This is a genomic window from Streptomyces sp. NPDC059477, from assembly GCF_042749375.1.
Classification (GTDB): Bacteria; Actinomycetota; Actinomycetes; order Streptomycetales; family Streptomycetaceae; genus Streptomyces.
Genome location: NZ_JBHYUG010000019.1, coordinates 56,703 through 82,157, shown reverse-complemented (window position 1 = coordinate 82,157; position 25,455 = coordinate 56,703). Strand labels below are relative to the sequence as shown.

Annotated in this window: 21 protein-coding genes, 1 tRNA gene and 1 pseudogene; 13 read left to right on the top strand and 10 right to left on the bottom strand. The window is 72.1% G+C overall.

Annotation, left to right across the window (positions count from 1 at the left end; genetic code table 11):
* The first annotated feature begins 9 nt into the window (after positions 1 to 9).
* Entirely contained in the window at positions 10 to 186 is a 177-nt protein-coding gene (locus ACFXAZ_RS13050; protein WP_384588799.1) for a hypothetical protein, read from the top strand.
* 10 nt (positions 187 to 196) lie between these two features.
* Here the strand turns inward: ACFXAZ_RS13050 and mscL are convergent, their stop codons facing one another.
* The 6 genes from mscL to ACFXAZ_RS13020 all read right to left on the bottom strand — a co-directional run bounded on the left by mscL (position 197) and on the right by ACFXAZ_RS13020 (position 6,729).
* A complete protein-coding gene (mscL, locus tag ACFXAZ_RS13045; RefSeq protein WP_384588796.1) occupies positions 197 to 673 on the bottom strand; it encodes a large conductance mechanosensitive channel protein MscL in 477 nt (158 codons plus the stop codon).
* A 147-nt stretch (positions 674 to 820) separates the two neighbouring features.
* Positions 821 to 1,300, bottom strand: a complete 480-nt coding sequence (locus ACFXAZ_RS13040; protein ID WP_384588793.1) for a hypothetical protein — start codon at positions 1,298 to 1,300, stop codon at positions 821 to 823.
* Positions 1,301 to 1,703: 403 nt separating this feature from the next.
* Positions 1,704 to 2,564 (bottom strand): S-methyl-5'-thioadenosine phosphorylase, encoded by an 861-nt coding sequence (locus tag ACFXAZ_RS13035; RefSeq protein ID WP_384588790.1) that lies wholly within the window; start codon positions 2,562 to 2,564, stop codon positions 1,704 to 1,706.
* Between the two features lie 218 nt (positions 2,565 to 2,782).
* Positions 2,783 to 3,130: an FmdB family zinc ribbon protein gene (locus ACFXAZ_RS13030; protein ID WP_384588787.1), complete on the bottom strand. Its 348-nt coding sequence runs from the start codon at positions 3,128 to 3,130 to the stop codon at positions 2,783 to 2,785.
* Positions 3,131 to 3,197: 67 nt separating this feature from the next.
* Positions 3,198 to 4,487, bottom strand: a complete 1,290-nt coding sequence (locus ACFXAZ_RS13025) for an MFS transporter (protein ID WP_384588784.1) — start codon at positions 4,485 to 4,487, stop codon at positions 3,198 to 3,200.
* Positions 4,488 to 5,154: 667 nt separating this feature from the next.
* Complete coding sequence (locus ACFXAZ_RS13020) at positions 5,155 to 6,729, bottom strand: potassium/proton antiporter (RefSeq protein ID WP_384588781.1); 1,575 nt, start codon at positions 6,727 to 6,729, stop codon at positions 5,155 to 5,157.
* A 207-nt stretch (positions 6,730 to 6,936) separates the two neighbouring features.
* Between ACFXAZ_RS13020 and ACFXAZ_RS13015 the strand changes: the two genes are divergently transcribed.
* Positions 6,937 to 9,780, top strand: a complete 2,844-nt coding sequence (locus ACFXAZ_RS13015; protein ID WP_384588778.1) for a penicillin acylase family protein — start codon at positions 6,937 to 6,939, stop codon at positions 9,778 to 9,780.
* Between the two features lie 120 nt (positions 9,781 to 9,900).
* On the opposite strand, the gene ACFXAZ_RS13010 is transcribed toward ACFXAZ_RS13015, so the two are convergent.
* Positions 9,901 to 10,521, bottom strand: a complete 621-nt coding sequence (locus tag ACFXAZ_RS13010) for a 5-formyltetrahydrofolate cyclo-ligase (RefSeq protein ID WP_384588775.1) — start codon at positions 10,519 to 10,521, stop codon at positions 9,901 to 9,903.
* A 93-nt stretch (positions 10,522 to 10,614) separates the two neighbouring features.
* Between ACFXAZ_RS13010 and galU the strand changes: the two genes are divergently transcribed.
* The 7 genes and pseudogenes from galU (at position 10,615) to ACFXAZ_RS12975 (ending at position 16,374) form a co-directional block, all read left to right on the top strand.
* Positions 10,615 to 11,517 carry a UTP--glucose-1-phosphate uridylyltransferase GalU gene (gene galU, locus ACFXAZ_RS13005; protein WP_384588772.1) on the top strand — a complete coding sequence of 301 codons (903 nt, stop codon included), beginning with the start codon at positions 10,615 to 10,617 and terminating at the stop codon, positions 11,515 to 11,517.
* 4 nt (positions 11,518 to 11,521) lie between these two features.
* Positions 11,522 to 12,844 carry a gephyrin-like molybdotransferase Glp gene (gene glp, locus ACFXAZ_RS13000; RefSeq protein ID WP_384588769.1) on the top strand — a complete coding sequence of 441 codons (1,323 nt, stop codon included), beginning with the start codon at positions 11,522 to 11,524 and terminating at the stop codon, positions 12,842 to 12,844.
* Between the two features lie 86 nt (positions 12,845 to 12,930).
* Positions 12,931 to 13,410, top strand: coding sequence for a cyclic pyranopterin monophosphate synthase MoaC (moaC, locus tag ACFXAZ_RS12995; RefSeq protein WP_384588766.1), 480 nt, complete (start codon positions 12,931 to 12,933; stop codon positions 13,408 to 13,410).
* Positions 13,395 to 13,970 (top strand): molybdenum cofactor biosynthesis protein B, encoded by a 576-nt coding sequence (locus ACFXAZ_RS12990; RefSeq protein WP_384588854.1) that lies wholly within the window; start codon positions 13,395 to 13,397, stop codon positions 13,968 to 13,970. Before moaC ends, ACFXAZ_RS12990 begins: the two co-directional genes overlap by 16 nt.
* Positions 13,967 to 14,587 (top strand): annotated as a pseudogene (locus tag ACFXAZ_RS12985) (GNAT family N-acetyltransferase); the annotation flags it as partial. The gene ACFXAZ_RS12990 and the pseudogene ACFXAZ_RS12985, both read left to right, overlap by 4 nt.
* 329 nt (positions 14,588 to 14,916) lie before the next feature.
* A complete protein-coding gene (glpR, locus tag ACFXAZ_RS12980; protein ID WP_384588764.1) occupies positions 14,917 to 16,182 on the top strand; it encodes a gephyrin-like molybdotransferase receptor GlpR in 1,266 nt (421 codons plus the stop codon).
* 118 nt (positions 16,183 to 16,300) lie between these two features.
* Positions 16,301 to 16,374, top strand: a tRNA-Ala gene (locus ACFXAZ_RS12975).
* Between the two features lie 118 nt (positions 16,375 to 16,492).
* Here ACFXAZ_RS12975 and ACFXAZ_RS12970 read toward each other — a convergent pair.
* The gene (locus ACFXAZ_RS12970) at positions 16,493 to 16,978 is read right to left on the bottom strand and encodes a GNAT family N-acetyltransferase (RefSeq protein WP_384588761.1); all 486 of its coding nucleotides are present in this window, start codon (positions 16,976 to 16,978) and stop codon (positions 16,493 to 16,495) included.
* 79 nt (positions 16,979 to 17,057) lie between these two features.
* Between ACFXAZ_RS12970 and ACFXAZ_RS12965 the strand changes: the two genes are divergently transcribed.
* Entirely contained in the window at positions 17,058 to 17,867 is an 810-nt protein-coding gene (locus ACFXAZ_RS12965) for an exodeoxyribonuclease III (protein WP_384588758.1), read from the top strand.
* Positions 17,868 to 17,877: 10 nt separating this feature from the next.
* Here the strand turns inward: ACFXAZ_RS12965 and ACFXAZ_RS12960 are convergent, their stop codons facing one another.
* Positions 17,878 to 18,498 (bottom strand): MerR family transcriptional regulator, encoded by a 621-nt coding sequence (locus tag ACFXAZ_RS12960; RefSeq protein ID WP_384588851.1) that lies wholly within the window; start codon positions 18,496 to 18,498, stop codon positions 17,878 to 17,880.
* A 326-nt stretch (positions 18,499 to 18,824) separates the two neighbouring features.
* Between ACFXAZ_RS12960 and ACFXAZ_RS12955 the strand changes: the two genes are divergently transcribed.
* From ACFXAZ_RS12955 to ACFXAZ_RS12945, 3 genes are all read left to right on the top strand, one after another.
* Positions 18,825 to 20,546 (top strand): flavin-containing monooxygenase, encoded by a 1,722-nt coding sequence (locus ACFXAZ_RS12955; RefSeq protein WP_384588755.1) that lies wholly within the window; start codon positions 18,825 to 18,827, stop codon positions 20,544 to 20,546.
* Positions 20,437 to 21,360, top strand: coding sequence for an SDR family oxidoreductase (locus ACFXAZ_RS12950; protein ID WP_384588752.1), 924 nt, complete (start codon positions 20,437 to 20,439; stop codon positions 21,358 to 21,360). The genes ACFXAZ_RS12955 and ACFXAZ_RS12950 overlap by 110 nt, the downstream gene beginning before the upstream one ends.
* Before the next feature lie 102 nt (positions 21,361 to 21,462).
* Complete coding sequence (locus ACFXAZ_RS12945) at positions 21,463 to 21,786, top strand: hypothetical protein (RefSeq protein WP_384588749.1); 324 nt, start codon at positions 21,463 to 21,465, stop codon at positions 21,784 to 21,786.
* 90 nt (positions 21,787 to 21,876) lie between these two features.
* Here ACFXAZ_RS12945 and ACFXAZ_RS12940 read toward each other — a convergent pair whose 3' ends face one another.
* Positions 21,877 to 25,380 (bottom strand): S41 family peptidase, encoded by a 3,504-nt coding sequence (locus tag ACFXAZ_RS12940; protein WP_384588746.1) that lies wholly within the window; start codon positions 25,378 to 25,380, stop codon positions 21,877 to 21,879.
* Positions 25,381 to 25,455 lie beyond the last annotated feature (75 nt).

Sequence of the window (25,455 nt, the reverse complement as noted above, 5' to 3'; positions counted from 1 at the left end):
GCTGGAGGCATGAACACCGCCTCCGCACCCGAGCCGAGCGCCCCGCGACCCGCGCTGATCTTCGACGATCCGCTGGACGCGCAGTCGTCGGACGACACGGACCGAGGCTGGGGCGAGCGGGCGGGCGCCGAGAGCGCCGACGACCTCAAGCGTTTCCTCGACGAGAAGCCGCCCCACCACCTCTGAGCCGCCCGCGCTACCGCTCGTCGTGGCCCGACCCGCGCTGTGCGACCAGCGCGTCGCGGATCTCCTTGAGCACCTCCAGCTCGGAGACCTCGATGACCTCCTGGGCGCCCTCCTTCGCCTTCCGGCGGGCCTCCACCCGGGCCAGGTACTTGGCCATCGGCAGGACCATCAGGAAGTAGACCACCGCGGCCGTGATCACAAAGCTGAGCGCGGCGCCGAGCACCGAGCCCCACAGGATCATCACGCCGGTGCTGACCGTGCCGTCCGCGGCCTTCTCGCACGGGCCCTTCAGACAGGAGCTGTAGCTGTCGAGGTTCTTCGTGCCGATCGCCCCGACCAGCGGGTTGATGACACCCTTCACCACCGAGTTGACGATGTTGGTGAAGGCGGCGCCGATGACCACCGCTACTGCCAGATCGACGACGTTCCCACGCGTCAGGAAGGCTTTGAAGCCGTCCCAGACGCCTGGTTCCTTCTTTTCGCTCACCTCGGAGCCTTCCTTCACACACGTATGGAGCAGGGGAACAGGAACAGACCGGTCCGCAACCTACGACAGGGCGCCGCCATTCTGTCCAATCCTCTCCCTCGAACGAGGGACTTGACACGCGGTCGCACCGCATACCGGAGCTGAGGCTCAGCACAGCGTCACCGCCAGCCGTGCCGTGACGCCCGCGCCGACCAATTGCGCCGCCGTGGACCTCGGCACGGACAGCACCACGAGCGCCCCGCCGCCGGCCTCGTCCACGGGCTCCGGCAACTCGGCCACCAGCGCGCCCCGCGCCACCACGCGCGCGTCCCCGCCCGTCGCCGTCTCCGGCGCCGCGATGACATCGACCCGGTCGCCCGGCCGCAGCAGCCGGACCGTGGCGCCGTCGGCGATCCGCACCGGCGCGGTCACCTTCTCCACGGGCCGCTCGGGCGGGCGCTCGGCCACCGGATGCCCCCGCGCCCGCCCGCCCCGCTCACCCTCCGTCGGCTCGCCGGGCACCGCCGCCGCGACCAGCACCGCCGCGGTGACCACGAGACCGGCCGCCAGAGCCCGCCCACGACGCCGCCCCGGCCGGTGCCACCGATACCGCCCGCCGCGTACCCGCACAGGAGCGAACTGCGGCACCTCGCAAGGGGGAGGGACCTCACCACCGGGCGGATCCGCCGCAGAACCCTGAAGACCCGGCGCAGAACCCTGAAGACCCGGCGCAGAACCCTGAAGACCTGGCACAGGATCCGGAAGGCCCGGGGCATACGCGGAGCGCGGGCGATACGGGCCCGCGTGAAGAGAGGCGGGAGGGTGGGGAGAGAGGAGAGAGCGGGGGGAGTGGGAGGAGTGGGGAGAGCGGGGGGAGTGGGAGGGAGGAACGGACACGGCGATCACCACCTGCGACGGAATCGGCTGGTGCGACCACGATGAGGCGTCTCGCCGATGCCCGCCGGAGCCCGTGTCCTACTGCCCGGTTGTGGATAACTCCGCCACCCGAACGGGGAGTTCCGCCCCCGACCCCGCCCGGCGGCATCCCTCCCTACGGCAGCACGATCCCCGTGTCCGCCCCGCCCAGCGCGTTGGCGCACAGGCAGTCGCGGCGGTCCGTCGGGGGCAGCGCGGCCACGGTGTCGAACAGCACGTCCCGGACCCGGTCGACGTTCGCCGCGAACACCCGCAGCACCTCGTCGTGCGAGACGCCCTCACCGGTCTCGGCGCCCGCGTCCAGGTCGGTGACCAGAGCGACGGAGGAATAGCACAGCTCCAGTTCGCGGGCGAGCGAGGCCTCCGGGTGACCGGTCATGCCGACCACCGACCAGCCCTGCGCCCGGTGCCACAGCGATTCGGCGCGGGTCGAGAAGCGCGGGCCCTCGATCACGACCAGCGTGCCGCCGTCCACCGCCTCCCAGTCCCGCCCGCGCGCCGCCTTCAGCGCGGTGGCCCGGCCGACCGGGCAGTACGGATCGGCGAAGGCCACATGCACCACGTTCGACACGCTTCCGTCGGGCAGCGGCAGCCCGTCGTAGAACGTCTGCCCCCGCGCCCTCGTACGGTCCACCAGCTGGTCGGGGATCAGCAGGGTGCCCGGCCCGTACTCGGGGCGCAGTCCGCCGACGGCGCACGGGCCGAGGACCTGGCGGACGCCGACCGAGCGCAGTGCCCACAGGTTGGCTCGGTAGTTGATGCGGTGCGGCGGCAGATGGTGCCCGCGGCCGTGGCGGGGCAGGAAGGCGACCCGCCGGCCGGCGATCTCGCCGAGGAAGAGGGAGTCGCTGGGCGGCCCGTACGGCGTGTCGACCTGTACCTCTTCCACGTCATCGAGGAACGAGTAGAAGCCGGAGCCGCCGATGACACCGATCTCCGCGTTCGCTGCGTTCTCTGCGTGCGCTGGATTCGCCATGACCAGCACACTAGCCGCCACCCCGGCCGGACGCGGAGGTCCGCACGCGAGCTGTCGTCGAGAGGTCCGCACGCGAGCTGTCGTCATGAGGCACACACGGGAGCCGCCCTCGCGCACTCGTCGCGCACCCATCGTGCCGTCTTCGAGCCGTCATCGGTCGTCGGCGAACGCCGAAGACCCCGCCGTCGCGATGACGGCAGGGTCTCGGGAAGCGGGTGCTACGCCGCTGAGGTGCTGGTGGAGGTGCCGGAACTCGACGGCTTGGCGGAGTCCGCGGAGGACGACTTCGACTCCGACGGCGACGACTTCGCGTCCGAGGACGAGGAGGCCGACGATGACGAGGAACCCGCCGAGGCCGGCGACTTCGCCGGGGCGCTGCTCGACGAGGAGCCGCGGCTGTCGTTGCGGTAGAAGCCCGAGCCCTTGAAGACGATGCCGACCGCGGAGAACACCTTCTTGAGGCGGCCGGCGCAGTTCGGGCACTCGGTCAGGGCGTCGTCGGTGAACTTCTGCACCGCCTCAAGGCCCTGGCCGCATTCGGTGCACTGATACTGATAGGTCGGCACTGTCTTCCTCCTGGCACTCTCACTCGATGAGTGCTAACGACGGTCCATAGTGACGTATTCCTCGGGATCAGTCCACTGCCACCGGCTCGCGGTGACCCACGCCACGCGCCACGGTACGGGTCTGGCGCACCGCGAGCCGCGAACGCAGGGACACGACCGTCACCAGGGCGAGCAGGGTGCCGCCCATCGGCACCAGGAACCCGGCGCCGTCCCAGAAGCGGTCCTCCAGCTGCCCGGCGACCGTGACGGCCGCCGCCTGGCCGAGCGCCACCGCGCCGGTCAGCCAGGTGAACGCCTCCGTGCGCGCCCCGGCCGGGACCAGCCCGTCGACCAGGGTGTAGCCGGTGATCAGGGCGGGCGCGATGGACATGCCGACCAGCAGGCCGAGCCCGGCCAGGACCAGCGGCGAGTGGGCCGCCCACAGACCGGACGCGGTCAGCGCGAGGGCGGCGTAGCCGACGACGAGCCGGTGCTGCGGGGCGGACTTCCAGGCGATGGCTCCGCAGGCGATGCCGGAGATCATGTTGCCGGCGGCGAAAACGCCGTACAGGACGCCGTTCAGGCCCGGTTCGCCGAGGGACTCGCTGAACGCGGCCAGCGAGACCTGCATGCCGCCGAAGACCGCCCCGATGCCCAGGAACGCCACGATCAGCACCCGCACCCCGGGGACGCGCAGTGCGGAAACCCGCTCCACGCGCGCGTGCCCGGCGGCGGACACCGTGGGCTGGGTGCTCTTCTGCGCGGCGAACAGCAGACCGCCGACCAGTGTCAGCGCCGCCTCGGTGATCAGACCGGCCGCCGGGTCGACGGTGGTGCACAGGGCGGTCGCCAGCAGCGGGCCGACCACGAAGGTCAGCTCGTCGGTGACGGACTCGAAGGCCGCCGCGGTGCTCATCAGGGGCCTGCCCTGGAGTTTCGCGGCCCAGCGGGCCCGCACCATGGGCCCGATCTGCGGCACCGACGCGCCGGTCGGCACGGCCGCCGCGAACAGCGCCCACAAGGGGGCGTCGGCGAGCGCGAGCGCCGTCAGGGTGAGGCCCGACAGGGTGTGCACCAGGACGCCGGGGACCAGCACCGCGCGCTGGCCGTAGCGGTCGGCCAGGCGCCCGCTGTAGGGCGCGAACAGTGCCATGGAGACGCCGGTGACGGCCGCGGCGGCGCCCGCCGTGCCGTAGGAGCCGGTGGTGTGCTGCACCAGCAGCACGATGGAGATGGTGAGCATCGCGAACGGCTGACGCGCCGCGAAGCCGGGCAGCAGGAACGTCCAGGCGCCCCGGGTGCGCAACAGACGCCCGTATCCCGGGCGGGAAAGCTCCGACGCGTCCTTCGAAGACTCGTTGGTGACCGCGGACACCACGGCCCCGTGCCTTTCTGCCGCCTGGTGGCGCCGCCCGCGCGGGGGCACCGAGAGCTGTCCTCTTGCGCGGAACTGCGGTAGATACCGGCGTTCACTGCGAGGAGCGTCCCGGCCGCCATACGGTCGCGCCAGCCCTGCGTCAGGCAGAGTCGGTTCGATCAGGTCGGCCTTCATCGTACAGGGGTCTACGCGCGGAGACTTTGTGAAAGTGCCCACCAATGTCATGGGTGGCCTGGGATTGGGAGGGGTGTGAACCGTACGAAATGTGCCTGTAACAGGGCGGCGGGCCGGGCGGCCGACCGGTCCCGGGCCGGCCGCGCCCGGGGTCGGCCGCGCCCGCCCCGGCGCCCCGGGCACGGCCTTCCGCCCATCCGGTCGGTCCGCCCATCCGGTCCGCCCATCAGGTCGGTCCGCCCATCCGGTCCGCCCATCCGGTCGGTCCGCCCATCCGGTCCGCCCATCCGGTCGGTCCGTCCACCCGGCCAGTCCGCTCAGTGCGTCCCGGCCGGTCTGCCCGCCTGCCCGTCTGCCCGGCATGTGCGGCCCGTCCGGCCCGGCGCCGCCCGACCCGACCCGGCGCCCGTCCGACCCGGCGCGGCGCCGCTGACCCGACGCCCCCAGACTCGGCGCCCCCCGACCCGGCCTTCCGTCCGTCCGGCCCGACGATTCAGCGTCGTACGGCGGTCGCCCCGTTCGCCCCGTTCCCGCGGAGCCAGCCCGCCAGCTTGCCGCCGTGGCCCACCGCGCGCAGCCGGGCCTCGGCGGCGTCGCGGACCGGGTCCGTGGTGACGACGAGCAGCTCGTCGCCGCGTCGCAGGACGGTCGTGGGCAGCGGAACGAACGATTTTCCTTCGCGGACGACAAGGGTCACGGCGGCGCCCGCCGGCAGCCGCAGTTCGTTGATCTCGACGCCGTGCATACGGGAGCCGTCGGGGATGGCGACGGACAGCAGATGCCCGCGCAACCGCTCAAGCGGCGCCGATTCGATGCCCAGGTCGGCGGCCTCGGTCTTGTCGCCCAGGCGCAGCACGCGCGCGAGCCAGGGCAGGGTGGGCCCCTGGACGAGGGTGTAGACGACGACCAGGACGAAGACGATGTTGAAGATGCGGCGGCTGCCCCCGACGCCGTTCACCATGGGGATCGTCGCCAGGATGATGGGCACCGCGCCGCGCAGCCCGGCCCAGGACATCAGCGCCTGCTCCTGCCACGGCACCCGGAACGGCACCAGGCAGAGCACCACGCTCAGCGGGCGCGCCACCATGGTCAGCACCAGGCCGATCAGCAGCGCGGGCAGGATGTCGTCGCCCAGTTCGTGCGGGGTGACCAGCAGGCCCAGCAGGACGAACATGCCGATCTGCGCGATCCAGCCCAGCCCGTCGGCGAACCCGCGCGTGGCGGGCGCGTGCGGCAGCCGGGCGTTGCCCAGCACCATGGCGGCGAGATAGACCGCGAGGAAGCCGCTGCCGTGCGCCAGCGCGCCCGCCGCGTAGGCGGTGATCGCGATGGCCATGACGGCGATCGGGTAGAGACCGGAGGCGGGCAGCGCGATGTGCCGCAGCCCCCAGGAGCCCAGGAAACCGACCGCCAGGCCGACGGCGGCGCCGATGGCCAGCTCCATCGCTATGGTCCCCAGCAGCACGTACCAGTGGTCGATCGGGCCGGCCGTGGAGAAGGCGACGACCAGGATGACGACCGGGGCGTCGTTGAAGCCCGACTCGGCCTCCAGCGTGCCCGTCACGCGCGCGGGCAGCGGAATTCTGCGCAGCACGGAGAACACGGCCGCCGCGTCCGTCGAGGACACCACCGCGCCGATGATGAGCGCCTGGCGCCAGTCCAGCCCGACCAGGTAGTGCGCGGCCGTCGCCGTGACCCCGACGCTCACCGCCACACCGACCAGCGCCAGCGCGGAGGCCGCGGGCAGGGCCGGCCTGACCTCCTTCCATTTCGTGCCGAGACCGCCCTCGGCCAGGATCACGACCAGGGCCGCGTATCCGATGACCTGGGTCAGTTCGGCGTTGTTGAACTGGATGTCGCCGATGCCGTCCTGTCCCATGGCGATGCCGATGCCCAGGTACACGAGCAGGCTGGGGAGCCCGCTGCGCGAGGAGATCCGGACCGCTGCCACGGCGACGAGCAGGACGAGCGAGCAGACGAGCAGGAGTTCGTTGAGGTCGTGGACAGTCAGCGGCCGTTCCCTTCCCTGGCCCACGTGCGCGCACCGCGCGTGAGCAGACATGTACATCGGACACGACGGCTCAGGGCCGTGCGCCCAACTACTTCATTACCTTACCTAACTCTTGACGCTTTCTTGACGCTCGCCCGGTACAAGATCGAACGCTCGTGCGTGCTGGTACACCAGTCCGCGTCAAGTGCCCTCAGGCCCTGCGCCTATGGTTGCTCCAGCACTCCAGGACCGCCTGCCGCTCGCGTAAGGACAGCAAGGACAGCGATGCCCCCCAACACCACCGCCACAACGGGTCGCAGGCCCGGCAAATCCGGCAGGAAGAAGGGACGCAAGGGCCGGCTGTTCGTGCTGGTCCTGGTGCTGGCGATCGTGGGCGGTCTCGCCTACGGGGCGTACTGGACCATCAGCACCGTCCGTGCCTCCTTCCCGCAGACGACGGGCTCGATCACGCTGGAGGGCCTGTCGGGGCCGGTGGACGTCAAACGCGACGCCTATGGCATCCCGCAGATCTACGCCTCCTCCGACGAGGACCTGTTCATGGCGCAGGGCTTCGTGCAGGCGCAGGACCGGTTCTACGAGATGGACGTGCGCCGCCACATGACCTCCGGGCGGCTGTCGGAGATGTTCGGCGAGAGCCAGGTCGAGAACGACGAATTCCTGCGCACCCTGGGCTGGGACCGGGTGGCGAAGGAGGAGTACGACTCCACGCTGTCGGACGAGACCAAGAAGTACCTCGACGCGTACGCCAAGGGGGTCAACGCGTACCTGGAGGGCAAGAGCGGCGCGGACATCTCCCTGGAGTACGCGGCCCTCGGCTTCGTCAACGACTACGCGCCCCAGCAGTGGACCCCGGTCGACTCGCTGGCCTGGCTGAAGGCGATGGCCTGGGATCTGCGCGGCAACATGCAGGACGAGATCGACCGCGCCCTGATGACCAGTCGGCTGGGCCCGCAGCAGATCGCCGACCTGTATCCGCAGTACCCCTACGACCGCAATCAGGCGATCGTCCAGGACGGCCAGTACGACGAGCTGACCGAGACGTTCGACGGCGGCGGCAGCGGCACGGGCACCGACGGGACGGCGACGGACGGCACGAGCGACACGACCGGCACGGACGGCACGACCGGTATGGGCGGGGCCGCTGACGCCGTCTCAGAGGCTTCGGACGGCACCGGGACGGCATCCGCCGCCTCCACCGACTCCTCGGCCCTCCAGACGCAGCTCTCCGGCCTCTACGACCTGCTCGACAACGTCCCCGAGGCCGTCGGGGTGAACGGCAACGGCATCGGCTCCAACTCGTGGGTCGTCGGCGGCGAGCACACCATCACCGGAAAGCCGCTGCTGGCCAACGACCCGCACCTGTCGGCGTCGCTGCCCTCGGTCTGGTACCAGATGGGCCTGCACTGCCGCGAGGTCTCCGAGACCTGCCAGTACGACGTCAGCGGCTACACCTTCGCGGGCATGCCCGGCGTGGTCATCGGCCACAACCAGGACATCTCCTGGGGCATGACCAACTCCGGCGTCGACGTCACCGACCTCTACCTGGAGAAGCTCACCGGCGACGGCTACCTCTACGACGGCAAGGTCAAGCCGTTCACCACGCGCGAGGAGACGATCGAGGTCGCCGGCGGTGAGTCCAAGACGATCGTGGTCCGCGAGACCAACAACGGCCCCCTGCTGTCCGACCGCGCGGACGAACTCGTCGACGTCGGCCAGGAGGCCACCGTCGACAACGCGGCCCCCGACCGCGCCGACGGCTACGGCGTCGCCCTGCGCTGGACCGCGCTCGACCCCGGCACCTCCATGGACGCCGTCTTCGAGATGAACAAGGCGACCGACTGGGAGGACTTCCGCGCGGCGGCGGCCCTGTTCGAGGTGCCCTCGCAGAACCTGGTCTACGCGGACACCGACAACCACATCGGCTACACGCTGCCGGGCAAGATCCCCACCCGCGCGGAGGGGGCCGACGGCTCCATCCCGCAGCCGGGCTGGGACCCCGACCACGAGTGGACCGGCTACATCGAGCAGGACGAGCTGCCCAACGAGTACGACCCGGAGCGCGGCTACATCGTCACCGCGAACCAGGCCGTCGTGGACGAGGCCGACTACCCGTACACGCTCACCACGGACTGGGGCTACGGCACCCGCAGCCAGCGGATCACCGACCTGATCGAGTCGAAGATCAAGGACGGCGGCAAGGTCTCCACCGAGGACATGCGCCAGATGCAGCTCGACAACAGCAGCGAGATCGCCCGGCTGCTGGTGCCGGAGCTGCTGAAGCTCGACGTCGACGACAAGGACGTGCGCGAGGCGCAGAAGCTGCTGGAGGGCTGGGACTACACCCAGGACGCCGATTCCGCCGCGGCGGCCTACTTCAACTCCGTCTGGCGCAACATCCTCAAGCTGGCCTTCGGCAACAAGCTGCCCAAGGAGCTGCGGGTCGAGGACCAGTGCCTGTGGGTCGACCCGGTCGAGAACACCGGCCCGGTCGACGACGACACCAAGGTGCTGGAGTGCGGCGAGCGCGCCGCCGACCAGGCGCAGCCCGACGGCGGCGACCGCTGGTTCGAGGTGGTCCGCAACCTCATGGACGAGCCGGACAGCGACTGGTGGACCACGCCCGAGTCGGGCAACGGCCGCCCCGCCGCCGACAACCGTGACGAGCTGTTCGAGCGCGCCATGATCGACGCGCGCTGGGAGCTGACCTCCAAGCTCGGCAAGGACATCGACACCTGGAGCTGGGGCCGGCTGCACCGGCTGTTCCTGGAGAACCAGACGCTGGGCACCGAGGGCCCGAGCTTCCTCCAGTACGCCCTGAACCGCGGCCCCTGGAACCTCGGCGGCGGCGAGGGCACGGTCAACGCGACCGGCTGGAACGCGGCGGGCGGCTACGGCGTCGTCTGGGTGCCGTCGATGCGCATGGTGGTCAACCTCGACGACCTGGACAAGTCGAAGTGGATCAACCTCACGGGTGCCTCCGGGCACGCCTACAGCGCCCACTACACCGACCAGACCGACGAGTGGGCGGACGGCGAGCTGCTGGACTGGGCGTTCACCGAACAGGCGGTCGAGGACGGCACCATCGACACGCTGACCCTGAAGCCATGACCCGCGCCTGACGGTCCGACGGCCGCACCCGCGGACACCGGAAGGGCCCTGCACGCGACACGCGCGCGTGCAGGGCCCTTCCTGTGTCCCGGGCGCACTTGTCCCGGGCGCACTCGTGCTTCACGCACCGGTGAAGCGGCGCACCCCCGTCGGTGTCACCACGGCCTGCACCGCGCGGTCGTGCTCCTGCGCCGGAACCCGCTCCAGGACCTCCGTGTCGTACAGCAGCACCACGAGCGCGGGATCGGCGCCCGCCCGCTCCAGCCGCGCGAGGACACGGTCGTACGATCCTCCGCCGCGCCCCAGGCGCATCCCGCGCGTGTCGACCGCGAGGCCGGGCAGCAGCACCACGTCGGCGTCGGTGACGGCGTCCGGGCCGAGACGGTCGCCGGCGGGCTCGAAGAGCGTCATCTTCCCGCCGTGCCGGATCCGGGTGAGGGAGCCCTCGCCCGTGTAGGCGCCCCAGTCCAGGTCGTTGTCCGGCAGCAGCGCCGGGAGCAGGACCCGCACGCCCCGCGCGCACAGGGCGTCCAGCAGGGCGATGGTGCCGGGCTCGCCGCCCACGGAGACGTACGCGGCCACCGTGCCCGCCCGTGCCAGCTCGGGCAGTTCGAGCGCGCGTCCGGCCAGCGCGCGCCCCGCCTCCCGTACGACATCTTCCGGCAACCTGCCTCTTACCGTGAGGAGCTGTCGGCGCAACTTTTGTTTGTCACTGTCAGTCGTACGTTCGATGTGATTCACTCCTGCTCCTGTATCGCGATAATTACGTTCATATGAGAGCAAATTAACCGGAGCCCCAGATTCTTCACAAAGGCACCGGATAGGGTTGCGACCATGACTCAGTCGCACCCCAGGATCAGCAAGGCTGTCATTCCCGCAGCAGGTCTGGGCACCCGGTTCCTGCCGGCCACCAAGGCCACTCCCAAGGAGATGCTGCCGGTCGTGGACAAGCCGGCGATCCAGTACGTGGTCGAGGAGGCCGTCTCCGCCGGTCTCGACGACGTCCTCATGGTCACGGGCCGCAACAAGCGCCCCCTTGAGGACCACTTCGACCGCAACTACGAACTTGAGTCGGCCCTCGGGAAGAAGGGCGACGCCGCCCGCCTCGCCAAGGTCCAGGAGTCCAGCGACCTCGCCACCATGCACTACGTGCGCCAGGGCGACCCCAAGGGCCTCGGGCACGCCGTCCTGTGCGCCGCCCCGCACGTCGGGAACGAACCCTTCGCCGTCCTGCTCGGCGACGACCTCATCGACCCGCGCGACCCCCTCCTCAAGCGCATGATCGACGTCCAGGAGCGGCACGGCGGCAGCGTCGTCGCCCTCATGGAGGTCGCCCCCGAACAGATCCACCTCTACGGCTGCGCGGCCGTCGACCCCACCGCCGAGGGCGATGTCGTCAAGATCCACGACCTGGTGGAGAAGCCCAGCGCGGCGGACGCCCCGTCGAACTACGCCATCATCGGCCGCTATGTCCTGGACCCGCACGTCTTCGACATACTGCGCCGGACCGAGCCCGGCCGCGGCGGCGAGATCCAGCTCACCGACGCCCTCCAGCAGCTCACCCAGGACGAGAAGATCGGCGGCCCGGTGCACGGCGTCGTCTTCGACGGCCGCCGCTATGACACCGGCGACCGCGGCGACTACCTGCGTGCCATTGTCAGACTCGCGTGCGAACGTGAAGACCTGGGACCGGACTTCCGGTCCTGGCTCCGCAGTTACGTCACCGAGGAGATGTAGCCACTTGAGCACCGCCGCGCCCCGCCCCACCGGCCCGGACCACCTGTGGTCGGTGGACGAACACCTGGAGGACATCCTCGCGACCGTCCGCCCGCTCGAACCCATCGAACTCCAACTGCTCGACGCCCAGGGCTGCGTCCTGGTCGACGACATCACGGTGCCGTTGTCGCTCCCGCCCTTCGACAACAGCTCGATGGACGGGTACGCGGTCAGGGTCGCCGATGTCGCGGGCGCGAGCGAGGAGTACCCGGCCGTCCTGGAGGTCGTGGGGGACGTCGCGGCGGGCCAGGCCGACCTGCTCAGGGTCGGCCCCGGCCAGGCCGCCCGCATCATGACCGGCGCCCCGCTGCCGCCCGGCGCCGAGACCGTCGTCCCCGTCGAGTGGACCGACGGCGGCCTGGGCGAGGGCCCGGTCGCCTCGATGCGCGCCCGCAGCCTCGCCCCCGAGGGCGCCACGGGACAGGTGCACGTCCACCGCCCGGCACCGGAGCGCGCGCACGTGCGCGCGAAGGGCAGCGATGTGCGGGCCGGCGACCGCGCGCTGGAGGCCGGCACCGTGCTCGGCCCGCCCCAGATCGCGCTCCTCGCCGCGATCGGCCGCGGCACGGTACGGGTGCGCCCGCGCCCGCGCGTGGTGGTCATGTCCACCGGCAGCGAACTCGTCCAGCCCGACGAGGAACTCGGCAGCGGCCAGATCTACGACTCCAACAGCTTCGCCCTGACCGCCGCCGCCCGCGACGCCGGAGCCATCGCCTACCGCGTGGGCGCGGTCGCCGACGACGCCGAGATCCTGCGCACCACCATCGAGGACCAGCTCGTCCGCGCCGACCTCATGGTCACCACGGGCGGGGTCAGCGTCGGCGCCTACGACGTCGTCAAGGAGGCCCTCTCCCACGTCGGCGACGAGGACGAGGCGGGCAGCGGCATCGACTTCCGCACCCTCGCCATGCAGCCCGGCAAGCCCCAGGGCTTCGGCTCCATCGGCCCCGACCACACCCCGCTGCTCGCGCTCCCCGGCAACCCGGTGTCGTCGTACGTCTCCTTCGAACTGTTCGTCCGGCCCGCGATCCGCGCCCTCATGGGCCTCGAAGACGTCCACCGCCCGCGCACGCGCGCGACGCTCTCCGCGAGGAAGGCGCTGACCTCGCCCAAGGGCCGCAGACAGTTCCTGCGGGCCAACTACGCGGACGGGACCGTGACGCCGGTCGGCGGGGCCGGGTCGCATCTGGTCGCCGCCCTCGCCCACGCGGACGCGCTGATCGTCGTACCGGAGGACGCCGGGAGCGTCGAGCCGGGCGCCGAGGTCGAGGTGGTCCTGCTCGGCTGACCGCCCCGCCGTGGGGGTACCGTGTCGCGCACAACAGGCCCGTGCGCCCCCAGCGCGGCGGGCCCGGACCGGGAGCGCGACACACCATGAGCACGCAGGACCGACTCACGCACATCGACGAAGCGGGCGCCGCCCGCATGGTCGACGTCTCGGACAAGGACGTGACGGCGCGCACGGCCCGCGCGAGCGGGCGGGTCCTCGTCTCGCCCCGCGTGGTCGCGCTGCTGCGCGGCGAGGGCATGCCCAAGGGCGACGCGCTCGCCACCGCGCGGATCGCGGGCATCATGGGCGCCAAACGCACCCCCGACCTGATCCCGCTGTGCCACCCCCTGGCGCTCTCAGGTGTGAAACTGGACCTGTCGGTCGCGGACGACGCCGTGGAGATCACCGCCACGGTGCGGACCACGGACCGCACGGGCGTCGAGATGGAGGCCCTCACCGCGGTCTCCGTCGCCGCGCTCACCGTGATCGACATGGTCAAGGCGGTCGACAAGGGAGCGGTCATCACGGACGTACGGGTGGAGGAGAAGACGGGCGGCACGTCGGGCGACTGGAGCCGGCCGTGAGCGCCGGGGAGCCGGCAGGGGGCGCGCCGTACGCCGCCCTGGTCGTCACCGCCTCCCACCGGGCCGCGGCCGGGGTCTACGCGGACCGGGGCGGCCCGCTGATCGCCGAGGCCCTGACCGGCCTCGGCTTCGCCGTCGACGGCCCGCAGGTGGTGCCGGACGGCGATCCCGTGCGGGAGGCGCTGCGCGCGGGCGTGGCGGCCGGGTACGACGTCATCGTCACGACCGGCGGCACGGGCATCTCGCCGACCGACCGAACCCCGGAGGCCACCCGCGCGGTGCTCGACCACGAGGTGCCGGGCATCGCGGAGGCGATCCGCGCGTACGGGCGCGACAAGGTGCCGACGGCGGCGCTCTCGCGCGGGCTCGCCGGGGTGGCGGGCGGCACGCTGATCGTGAACCTGCCGGGCTCCAGCGGCGGGGTGAAGGACGGACTGGCCGTCCTGGCACCACTGCTGAAACACGCCGTCGACCAGATCCGCGGCGGGGACCACCCCACGGCCGCCGATGACCGCACGCCGGCCGGCGACGGCTCCAGACGCCCCGGGGGTGCCCGCTGAACAGCCCGTCATGGCCGGTGGAGCTGGTCGACGGCGACATCGTCCTCCGGCCGATAAAGCTGCGCGACCAGCGGGCCTGGCGCGAGGTGAACCGGCGCAACCGCGACTGGCTGCGCCCCTGGGAGGCGACCATCCCGCCGCCCGCGCCGGGCGGCCCGCTCGCGCACCGGCCCACCTACCGCCAGATGGTCCGCCATCTGCGCTCCGAGGCGAACGCCGGGCGGATGCTGCCGTTCGTCATCGAGTACCAGGGGCGCCTGGTGGGGCAGTTGACGGTCGCGGGCATCACCTGGGGCTCGATGTGCTCCGGGCACGTCGGCTACTGGGTCGACCAGGCGGTGGCCGGACGGGGAGTGATGCCGACCTCCGTGGCGCTGGTCACCGACCACTGTTTCCGCACGATCGGGCTGCACCGCATCGAGGTCTGCATTAGGCCCGAGAACGCCCCGAGCCGCCGGGTGGTGGAGAAACTCGGATTCCGTGAGGAGGGGATCCGGCCGCGTTATCTCCACATCGACGGCGCCTGGCGCGACCATCTCGTCTTCGCGCTCACCGCGGAGGAAGTACCGGAGGGCGTGCTCGCGCGCTGGCGGCGCGCCCACGCGCAGCCTGCCGCGGGAAGCCGGCAGAGCGAGCCCGGGGACCGGCGGAACGCCACCGACGACGACCGGCGGAACGCCACCGACGACCGGCAGAGCACCCCGGACGACCGTCAGAACACCCCGCAGGACCGCCGGAACACGCGGGGGAATCCACCGTAACCCCGGAAATTGAATATACGTTCGAATTTGATCGGCCGGGGATCGCGCCGAGGCATTAAATTCACGACCCGTGCGGTCTGCTGATCGCATCGATCACAAAAAAAGTTCGAAATATCAGCCGGATCGTGCGACACACCGGCCCAATTGGCGGATGGCCCCACGCAAACCCCTCTACCGTGTGAGGCGTGAGCAGCAGCGGCCTCATCTACGCAGTCATTGTCGGGGCCTGGGCCGCCTACTTGGTGCCTATGTGGCTCCGTAGGCAGGACGAGCTGAACGAGGCCCGTCCGACGGAACGCTTCAGCACCGCCATCCGGCTGCTGTCCGGACGGGCGGGGATGGAGCGCCGGTACGCCAAGGACCTGCGGGCGCGCACCGACGAGGGGGAGCCCGGATCCGTCCCGGACGTCCTCACCAACTCGGTGGACGTCCGGGCCTTCGCCATGCCTCCGGCACCCCCGCAGGCACCCGCGCCGAAGCCGGCGCCCAGGGCGGCGCGCAAGCCCGCCCCCGCGCGGGCCGCTGCCCGGGCACGGCAGCCCCAGGCATCGGTCCAGGTGCCGGAACAGGCACCGGCCCAGGCGCAGGCCCCGACGCCGGGTGGTCAGGCGTCGTCGGCCCAGGCGGTCAAGCGCGCACCGCGTGCACGGCGCACGCCCGGCTCGGAAGCCGCTGCCGCGCGCGCCCGGCGTACGAAGGTGCTCGCGCGCCGACGCCGTACCACGATGATGCTCTTCCTCGCCTTCACGCTCGGCGCGATCGTCGCGGCCGTCGGCGGGCTCACGTTCCTGTGGGCGCCCGGTGTGCCCGCCGTGCTGCTCAGCGGATACATCGCGTATCTGCGCTCCCAGGAGCGCCGCCGGTTCGCGTACCAGATGGACCGGCGCCGCGCCGAGGTCGCCGCGCAGCGGCTGCGGGAGCGTACCCGCCAGCCCCGCCGGGCGGCGTCCACCGCCGTCGCCGACAGCGATGAGCCGGAGGAGGGACCCGAGCCCGAGACGGACCCCGGTCTGTCGGCGCTCGCCGCCGACCGGCGGGCACTGGTGGAGCAGACCGACCACGCCGAGTGGGTCGACCAGCAGCGCGAGCGGCAGCGTCTGCCCGGGCACGGCGGCAGCTGGGATCCGGTCCCGGTGCCGCTGCCGACCTATGTGACCGCGCCGGTCGCGCCACGGGCGACGGCGGACGTCGACCTCGGCGCGCCGGACGCGTGGAGCTCGGCCCGCTCCAGCTCCGTCGCCCGCGAGCAGGAGTCGCAGCCCGCCGCCGAGGAGCAGCCCGAGGAACCGGCCCCACCGGCCGATGACCGGGCCGATGACCGCACGGACGGCGACGACCGCGGCGACGCCCGCCGCCGCGCCGCGTCCGCCCGGCGGGCCCGCGAGCGCGGACGCACCCCGCTGTTCGACCAGTACGAGGACGGCGACCGGCCGCGCGCGGCCAACGAGTAACCACCCCCCGCCCACCCCGGCCGGACCCTTCGCCCGCCCCCTTCCACCCCCTCCCGGACCCCTCCGCAACGGATTTCCGAGCACGCCGATCGGGGTGCTAAGGTTTCACTCGTTGCAAGGGCCTGTGGCGCAGTCTGGTAGCGCACCTCGTTCGCATCGAGGGGGTCTGGGGTTCAAATCCCCACAGGTCCACCGCACACACTGTTCTTGACTTGGTTCAGGCGCAGTTGACGAGATCCCGCCGATCTTCATGATCGGTCGGGATCTCTGTCGTTTCCGGGACGTGCCAGAGCGTCCGTGCGGGGAGCCGCTACAGCGGCTTCGCGAAGCAGCGGCTGGAATCGTACGCGCGGTAGTAACCGAACTTCGCGCACGGTTCATAGCCGCTGGAGGTGTAGAGGGCGATGGCCTCCGGCTGTTCCAGGCCGGTTTCCAGGACCATGCGGGTGCGGCCCGCCGTGCGGGCGTCGTCCTCCAGGGCGGCGAGCATCCGGCGGGCGAGGCCGTGGCCCCGCAGGTCGCGGACCACGTACATGCGCTTCAGTTCGGCGTCGCCGTTCTCGTTGCCCTCGTCGTTGTGGTCCTGGCTGCGCCAGCCGCCGGTGGCCACGGGGCGGCCCGTCTCGTCGTAGGCGATGAGGTAGGCGCCGTTCGGCGGGCGGAAGTCCGCCGGGGACAGGACGGTGGCGTCGCCGCCGTCGCCGTAGCGCTCGTGGTACTCGGCCTGGACCTCGTCGTTGAGCTTGACGGCGTCCGGGTGGTCGAAGGGGACGGGGCGTATGTGCGTGCTGGTCACCGGACAAGGGTGCCCTATGAGGGTGACGTGGCGCCCCTCGGTAAATGGACTCGGTCCAGTGTGCGGGTATCGTGCCGGGGTGCTCACTGTGACCAGCGTGAATGTGAATGGACTGCGTGCCGCCGCGAAGAAGGGTTTCGTGGAGTGGCTCGCCGCGACCGATGCCGATGTGCTGTGTCTTCAGGAGGTGCGCGCGGAGCCCGAGCAGTTGCCGGAGCAGGTCCGGGCGCCCGAGGGGTGGCATGTGGTGCATGCCCCGGCGGCGGCCAAGGGGCGGGCCGGGGTGTCGCTGTACACCCGGCGGGCGCCCGAGCGGGTGCGGATCGGGTTCGGGTCCGAGGAGTTCGACTCCAGCGGGCGTTATGTCGAAGGCGATCTGCCGGGGCTGACCGTGGCCTCCCTCTATCTGCCGTCGGGTGATGTGGGGACCGAGCGGCAGGACGAGAAGTACCGGTTCATGGGGGAGTTCCTCGGCCATCTGAAGGGGCTGCGGGAGCGGGCCGCCGCCGACGGGCGCGAGGTGCTGGTCTGCGGCGACTGGAACATCGCCCATGAGACGGCCGATCTGAAGAACTGGCGGGGCAACGTCAAGAACTCCGGCTTCCTTCCCGAGGAGCGGGACTGGCTGACCTCCGTGTTCGACGCCGGGGACGGGGGGTACGTCGATGTCGTGCGGTCGCTGCACCCGGACGTTGCGGGGCCGTACTCCTGGTGGTCCTACCGGGGGCGGGCCTTCGACAACGACACCGGGTGGCGGATCGACTATCAGGTCGCCACCCCCGGGCTCGCCGGGCGGGCCGTGAAGGGGATCGTCGAGCGGGCCGCCACGCATGGGGAGCGGTGGTCCGATCACGCGCCGGTGACGGTGGTCTATGGGGAGCGGCGTTGAGGCCGTGTCCTCAGCCGTGTTCGCGGAGTCTGCGGTCCAGCGCCAGTGACAGTTCCGCCTCCACCACGCTCTTCGCCAGGGGGCGCAGCCGCTGGAGGTCCTCCTCGGGGGCGTGGCGCAGGATGAGGGCGGCGAAGAGGTCCGCGAGGGCGTCGGCGTGTTCGCGGACGCGGCGGCCCGCCGCCAGTACCTCGGAGAGCGGGATGCCCTCGGCCACCAGGGACCGGGAGACATCGAGCAGACGGCGGCTGATGTGGACGATGTCCTCGCCGTCGGTGCCCAGATAGCCCAGGTCCAGGGCGGCGGCGAGGTTCTCGGGGGTGGCCTGGCCCGCGAAGGCGTCGGCGAGTTCCCCGGGGGTGAGGCGGACCGGCGTCTCCTCGGTGGGCGGGCCGACGCCGAGCAGGTCGGCGACATCGCGGCCGTGGTCGAAGGCTTCGGCGAGTTCGGCGATGCCGGTGAGGGTGTGGCCCCGCTCCAGCAGCGCCGCGATCGTGCGCAGCCGGGCCAGATGATGATCGTCGTACCAGGCGATACGGCCCTCGCGGCGGGGCGGCGGGATCAGTCTGCGTTCGCGGTAGAAGCGCAGGGTGCGCACCGTGATGCCGGCCAGTCCGGCCAGTTCGTCCATGCGGTATTCCCGCGTCCGTGCCGTGTCCGTGTCTGCCACGTCCGCACCCTAGTTCGTAGCGGCGATTGCTCCGTCCCGGCCGTCGGTGACTCCTCCCCGGCCGTCGGTGACTCCGCCCCGGGCCGCCCGGTGACTCCGGCTCGTACCGCCCGGTGACTTCAGCTCGTACCGTCGCTGACTTCACGTCGTACCGTCGGTGACGCCAGCTCGTACCGTCGGTAACTTTTCGCGTGCCGACCCCTACCGGCCGGTACAGGGCTCCTCTACTCTCCCCATTGCGCCAGTGTTCACTGGCGGAGTCCGGGGCGAGGTGCGGAGGCGGCCAGATGGCTCGGGAGACTCATCGGCGGGACGGCGAGCAGCGGGAGCATGTGCGGGTCGCGGTGATCGGGTCCGGGTTCGGTGGGCTCGGGGCCGCGGTGCGGCTGCGGCGGGAGGGGGTCACCGACTTCGTGGTGCTGGAGCGGGCCGGGAGTGTGGGCGGCACCTGGCGTGACAACAGGTATCCGGGGTGCGCCTGCGATGTGCCCTCCCACCTGTACTCCTTCTCCTTCGCGCCGCATCCCGACTGGCCGCGCACCTTCTCCGGGCAGGAGCACATCCGCGCCTATCTGGAGCAGGTCGCCGATGTCTTCCGGCTGCGCCCGCACCTCCGCTTCGGCGCGGAGGTGACGCGGATGACCTGGGACGGAGAGGGGATGTACTGGGTCGTCGAGAGCGGTGCCGGGACGTTTACCGCCGATGTCGTCGTCTCCGCGACCGGGGCGCTGTCCGATCCCCGGGTTCCGGAGATCCCCGGGCTGGACTCCTTCCCCGGCAAGGTCTTCCACTCCGCGCGCTGGGACCACGGCTACGACCTGCGGGGCAAGCGGGTCGCCGTGGTCGGCACCGGCGCCTCCGCCATCCAGATCGTGCCGGCGATCCAGCCGGAGGTTTCGCGACTGGTGCTCTTCCAGCGGACGCCGCCGTGGGTTCTGCCGCGCACCGACCGGGCGATCAGCGGCGTCGAGCGGTGGCTGCACCGGCGGGTGCCGGTCACCGGGCAGGTGCGGCGCGGGCTGCTGTGGGGGATCCGGGAGACGCAGGTCCAGGCGTTCACCAAGCACCCCGGCGAACTGCGGTTCGTGGAGCGGCTCGCCGAGCGGCACATGGGCCGGGCCATCAAGGACCCGGCCCTGCGCGCGAAACTCACGCCCGGCTACCGCATCGGCTGCAAGCGGATCCTGCTCTCCAGCGACTACTATCCGGCCCTCGCGCGGCCCAACGTGGACGTGGTGGCCAGCGGGCTGGGCGAGGTGCGTGGCTCGACCGTCGTCGCGGCGGACGGTACGCGGGCGGAGGTCGACGCGATCGTCTTCGGTACGGGGTTCCATGTCACGGACGTGCCGATCGCGGAGCGGGTGGTCGGCGTCGGCGGGCGGACGCTCGCCCAGGCGTGGCAGGGCGGGATGCAGGCGCTGCGTGGCGCCTCGGCCGCCGGGTTCCCGAACTGGATGACGATCGTCGGACCCAACACGGGCCTCGGGAACTCCTCCATGATCCTGATGATCGAGTCCCAGCTCAACTACCTGGCCGACTTCCTGCGTCAGCTCGATCTGCTCGGCGGGCGGGTCGCCCTGGACGCCCGGGTGAGCGCCGTGGACGCCTGGAACCGGCGGGTCCAGGAGCGGATGCGGCGGACCGTGTGGAACACCGGGGGGTGCACGAGCTGGTACCTCGACGCGGGCGGGCGCAACACGACGGTGTGGCCGGGGACGACGGGGGAGTTCCGGCGGGTGACGCGGCGGGTGGAGCTGAGCGAGTACGTGGTGCTGCGGGCGGCGGGTGGGCGGGTGGGCGGGTGGGCGACGGCCACGGCGACGGCGATCGGGCCCGGGCGCGGGGCGTGGAGGCGGGCGCGTGAGCAGGGTGGGCCGGGGCGGGCTTCAGGGGCGGGTCGTGGTGGTCACCGGGGCGGCGCGGGGCGTGGGGGAGTTGCTCGCGGGCAGGCTGTCCGCGCGCGGGGCGACCGTGGCGCTGGTGGGGCTGGAGCCGGAGCGGCTCAGTGAGGTGTCCGGGCGGCTGCCCGGCGAGAGCGGGCACTGGTACGCCGATGTCACCGACCACGACGCCATGGCGCGGGTCGCGCGGGAGGTCGAGGAGCGGTTCGGAAGGGTCGACATCGTGGTCGCCAACGCGGGGGTCGCCGCGGGCGGGCTGTTCGCCGCCTCCGATCCGGACGCCTGGCGGCGGGTGATAGAGGTCAATCTGATCGGGTCGGCCATCACCGCGCGGGCGTTCCTGCCCGTACTGACCCAGAACCGGGGGTACTTGCTCCAGATCGCCTCCCTCGCCGCGCTCGCGCCCGCGCCGCTGATGACGGCGTACTGCGCCGCCAAGTCGGGCGTGGAGGCGTACGCGCACAGTCTGCGCGCCGAGGTCGGGCCTCAGGGTGTGCGGGTCGGGGTCGCGTATCTGTCGTGGACGGACACGGACATGGTGCGCGGGGCCGATCAGGACGCGGTGCTGCGGGAGTTGCGGCAGCGGCTGCCGTGGCCGTCGAACAAGACGTATCCGCCGGGTCCGGCGGTGGACCGGATCGTGGCCGGGATGGAGCGGCGCGCGAGCCATGTGTACGGGCAGTGGTGGCTGCGCGGGATGCAGGGGGTGCGGGGGTGGCTGCCGGGCGTGATCGGGGTGGTCGGGCAGCGGGAGATGCGGCGGTTCGGGCCTCGGCTGGGGCAGGTGCGGACGGGGCTGGTGGGGGCCGGTGGGGCGGCGGACGAAGGCGCCCGTGGGAGTGCGACCGGGGGTACGACCGGGAGCACCACCGGGAGCACCACCGGGAGTACGGCCGGTGGTACACAGGGGCGCGGCTACTGACCGTTATTGATCGAAATGCGTTGGTTGTGCTGGCGTGTTTGTCTGGTCGAGGTCTCGGCCTACGGAGGCCGGACCCCTCACCCACCACAGGAGTGAAACGACATGGGTATGAAGGACAAGTTCCAGGACCAGGCCAAGCAGGGGCAGCGCGAGGCCAAGGAGAAGGCGGAGCGCGCCAAGAGCGGCCGGGGTCCCGGGGAACATCCCGAGGGCCGGGGTTCCGGCGAGCGCCCCGAGCGTGGCCGCGGCCCCGGCGAACGGTCTGGTGAACGGTCTGGCGAGCGTCAGGCCGACCGGCCCGGCGACCGCCCCGACCGCGGGCAGCGCCGGGCGGGCGAGCAGCCGTCCCGGGAACAGCGGGAGCAGCGGGAGCAGCGTGAACAGCGGGAGCAGGGCGAGCGGTTCAACACGGACTACGACGCGTAGCCGAGGCCGTCACCCCGAGTGGGGCACCCGTGAGTTCCCGGGTGCCCCACATCGGTGTCCGCCCCACGTCGGGTTCCGTGGCAGCCGGACTCACCGCTCCCGTGGCGGCAGTTTCGGCCGGGAGCGGTCCGGTACCTCGCGCAGGTCCGGTGGGCGGGTCGCCGGGGTCCGTTCCAGCAGGGTCAGCGCCAGCCGTACCGCGTCGTCGAGTTGGGCGTAGCGTCCCTCCGCCCAGTCCAGCGGGGTGCGCAGCGCGGGGACGTCGGGTTCGACGCCGTGGTTCTCCACGCCCCAGCCGTACGCGTCGAACCAGGCCGCGTTCATCGGGACCGTGATCACCGTGCCGTCGCCCAGCCGGTGGCGGCCGGTCATGCCGACGACCCCGCCCCACGTCCGCTGCCCGACCACCGGGCCCAGCCCGAGCAGTTTGAAGGCGGCCGTGATCATGTCGCCGTCGGAGGAGGTCGCCTCGTCGGCCAGGGCGACCACCGGGCCCCTGGGGGCATGGGAGGCGTACGACACCGGCTGGGCGTCACGGGTGAGGTCCCAGCCGAGGATGCGGCGGGTCAGCTTCTCCACGACCAGTTCGCTGATGTGGCCGCCCGCGTTGCCGCGCACGTCCACGATCAGGGCCGGGCGGGACATCTCCATGCGCAGGTCGCGGTTGAACTGGGCCCAGCCCGAGCCGCCCATGTCGGGGATGTGGAGGTAGCCGCACCGGCCGTCGCTGAGGTCCCGTACCACGTCCCGGCGTTTGGCCACCCAGTCCTGGTAGCGCAGCGGGCGTTCGTCGATCAGCGGGACCACGGCGACCCGGCGGGCGTGGCCCGGTTCCCCGTCGGCCGGGGTGAAGGTCAGCTCGACGGTCGTGCCGCCCGCGCCCGCCAGCAGCGGGTACGGGCCGGTCAGCGGGTCCACCGGCCGGCCGTCGACATGGGTGAGGACCGCGCCCTCGCGGATGCCGGTCCCGGCGAGCGGGGAGCGGGCCTTGGAGTCGGAGGAGTCGCCGGGCAGGATGCGTTTCACCACCCACGCCCCCTCCCGGCGGACCAGGTTGGCGCCGAGCAGGCCCTGGCGGCGCTGGTAGTGCGGGGGCCCTTCGTTGCGGCGGGCGGCGGTCACATAGGCGTGGGAGGTGCCCAGTTCGCCCAGGACCTCCCGCAGCAGGTCGGCGAACTCGTCGGGCGAGGCGACCCGCTCGACCAGCGGGCGGTACTGGTCGAGGACCGCGTCCCAGTCGATGCCGCACATTCCCGGGTCCCAGAAGTAGTCGCGGGTCAGCCGTCCCGCCTCGGCGTACGCCTGACGCCACTCGGCGCCCGGGTCGACCACGTGCAGGATGCGGCGCAGGTCGATCCAGGTCGTCGTATCGGAGTCGGCCGTCTCCGTGGCCGGGACGGCCCGCAACTCGTCCTCGTCGACCACGACCAGGCGGGAGCCGTCGCCGCTGACCGCGAACCAGTCGAGGTGCTGGACGAGTTCGGACTTCTTGGCCTTGGTGATGTTGAAGTATTCGAGGGTCGGGCGGCCCGTGGTGTCGTCCGGGTTGGCGAAGGTCTCGCCGAGGGCGCCGGAGATCGGCCAGCGCAGCCAGACCAGTCCGCCGCCCGCGACCGGGCACAGCGCCGAGTACTTGGAGGCGGCCACGGGGAACGGGGTCACGCGGCTCTCCAGGCCCTCGACCTCCACCGTCACCGAGCCGGTCCCCGATTCCGCCGCAGCGGTGTCGGTCTCCGCCGGGGACTCCTCCGGCTCCAGCGGGTCCCAGCCGCCCGCCGCCGGGCGGCCGTCGGGGGAGAGCGCGAAGGGGGACGGGGTCGCCGAGGACAGGGGGACCAGATACGGGCGGCAGCCCAGCGGGAAGGAGAGGTCGCCGGTGTGGACGTCGTACACCGGGTCGAAGCCGCGCCAGGACAGGAACGCCAGATAGCGGCCGTCCCGGGTGAAGACGGGGTTCTCGTCCTCGAAGCGGCCGTTGGTGACGTCCACGATCAGCCGGTCCTTGATCCGGGCGAGCTTGATCTGGCGCAGCGAGCGGCCGATGCCGGGGTGGGACCAGGTCAGCCAGGCCCCGTCCGGGGAGAACGCGAGGTCGCGGACGGGGCCGTTGACCGAGCGGATCAGCTCGGTGACCCTTCCGGGGCCGCCGGTGCCGCCGGTGTCGCCGGTGTCGCCGATCGCCCCGGCCCCGTGGATCGCCCCGGCCTCTCCGGCCCCGTCGACATCTCTGGCCTCGCGGATCGCCCTGGCCCCACCGATCACCCCGGCCCCGCCGACCCCTCCGGCCTCCCCGCCCGGGTCCTCGCTCGCGTCGATCAGCAGCAGCCGTCCGTCGTGCGCGGCCAGCGCCAGCCGTTCGCCCTGCGGGTCGGCGACCAGTTCCCGTACCCGTCCGAGGCCGCCCGCAGCCAGCCGCCGGGGCGGCCGGTCACCACTGGCCCGGGGCAGATAGGCGATCTCGATGGCGTCCTCGCCGCCGATGCCACCACCGCGAGAGTCACCCGTCTCACCCATCTCACCCATCTCACCCGTCTCATCCGTCTCGCCGTCCGTCACATACGCCACCTGCCCGCCGGCGCCGAGCATCTCCGGCAGCCGTACCCGCACCCCCGCCCGGTCGCTGATCGTGCGGGCGGGGCCGTCCCGGTGGGTGAGCCAGTACAGGCTGCCGCGCACCACCACCGCGCCGGCCCGCCCGGTCTCGTCCACGGACAGTCCGTCGATGTGCTGGGCGGCCGGGACCTGGTACGGGCGGCGGCCCGCGCGGGGCCCGCTGAGCCGGACGTCGAGGCGGCGGGGCGTGGAGGTGGCGGACAGGTCGTCGACGATCCACAGGTCACCGGCGCACTGGTAGACCACGCGGGTGCCGTCGGCGGCGGCGTTGCGGGCGTAGCAGGCGTCGTGGTCGGTGTGGCGGCGCAGGCCGGAGCCGTCGTACGCGCAGGAGTAGAGGTTGCCGACGCCTTCGTGGTCGGAGAGGAAGGCGATGCGGTCGCCGACGAACAGGGGGTCGGCGAGATGCCCGCCGAGGTCTTCCAGGAGGCGCCGCCCGTGCAGCCACAGGCGGCCGGTCGCACCGCCCCGGTAGCGCTTCCAGGAGGCGGGTTCGTGGGGCGGGGTGCCGGTGAGGAGGAGCGAGCGGCGTTCCCCGTCGACGTCGGCGACCTGGATGTCGGCGACCGGGCCCCAGGGGAGCTTGCGGCCGGGGTCGCCGTCGGGGCGGAGCTTGTAGGCCCAGGTGAAGTAGGAGAAGGGCTCGCCGTGGGAGGCGACGGCGAGGATCTCGGCGTCCTCGCCGTCCGCGCCGGGCGGGGTCCAGCCGCACACCCGGGTGTCGGCGCTGCCCCAGTGGGTCAGCTGGCGGGCCGGTCCGCCGTCCACCGGGACGAGATGGATCTCGGGGACCAGGCTGCGCCAGCTCGTGTACGCGAGGTGGCGGCCGTCGGGCGAGAAGCGGGGGTGACCGGCCTTCGTACGGTCGACGGTGAGCCGCCAGGCGCGTTCGGCGCCGTCGAGGGGGGCCAGCCAGAGATCGTCCTCGGTCACGAAGCACAGCAGGTCGCCGTGGAGATGGGGCATCCGGAGGTAGCTCACCTCCTCATGCTTTTCCGGGGGAGGAGGCCGGGCAACTCGTACATATGACCCAGTGGCCTTATCTGATCCTCACAG

Bases quoted from the DNA above. Each gene is read 5' to 3' on its own strand.
- galU (WP_384588772.1), top strand. From the start codon at position 10,615: ATGACTCAGTCGCACCCCAGGATCAGCAAGGCTGTCATTCCCGCAGCA.
- ACFXAZ_RS13035 (WP_384588790.1), bottom strand. From the start codon at position 2,564: ATGGCGAATCCAGCGCACGCAGAGAACGCAGCGAACGCGGAGATCGGT.
- ACFXAZ_RS12945 (WP_384588749.1), top strand. From the start codon at position 21,463: ATGGGTATGAAGGACAAGTTCCAGGACCAGGCCAAGCAGGGGCAGCGC.
- ACFXAZ_RS13015 (WP_384588778.1), top strand. From the start codon at position 6,937: ATGCCCCCCAACACCACCGCCACAACGGGTCGCAGGCCCGGCAAATCC.
- ACFXAZ_RS12955 (WP_384588755.1), top strand. From the start codon at position 18,825: ATGGCTCGGGAGACTCATCGGCGGGACGGCGAGCAGCGGGAGCATGTG.
- ACFXAZ_RS13050 (WP_384588799.1), top strand. From the start codon at position 10: ATGAACACCGCCTCCGCACCCGAGCCGAGCGCCCCGCGACCCGCGCTG.
- moaC (WP_384588766.1), top strand. From the start codon at position 12,931: ATGAGCACGCAGGACCGACTCACGCACATCGACGAAGCGGGCGCCGCC.
- ACFXAZ_RS12960 (WP_384588851.1), bottom strand. From the start codon at position 18,498: ATGGACGAACTGGCCGGACTGGCCGGCATCACGGTGCGCACCCTGCGC.
- ACFXAZ_RS13020 (WP_384588781.1), bottom strand. From the start codon at position 6,729: ATGTACATGTCTGCTCACGCGCGGTGCGCGCACGTGGGCCAGGGAAGG.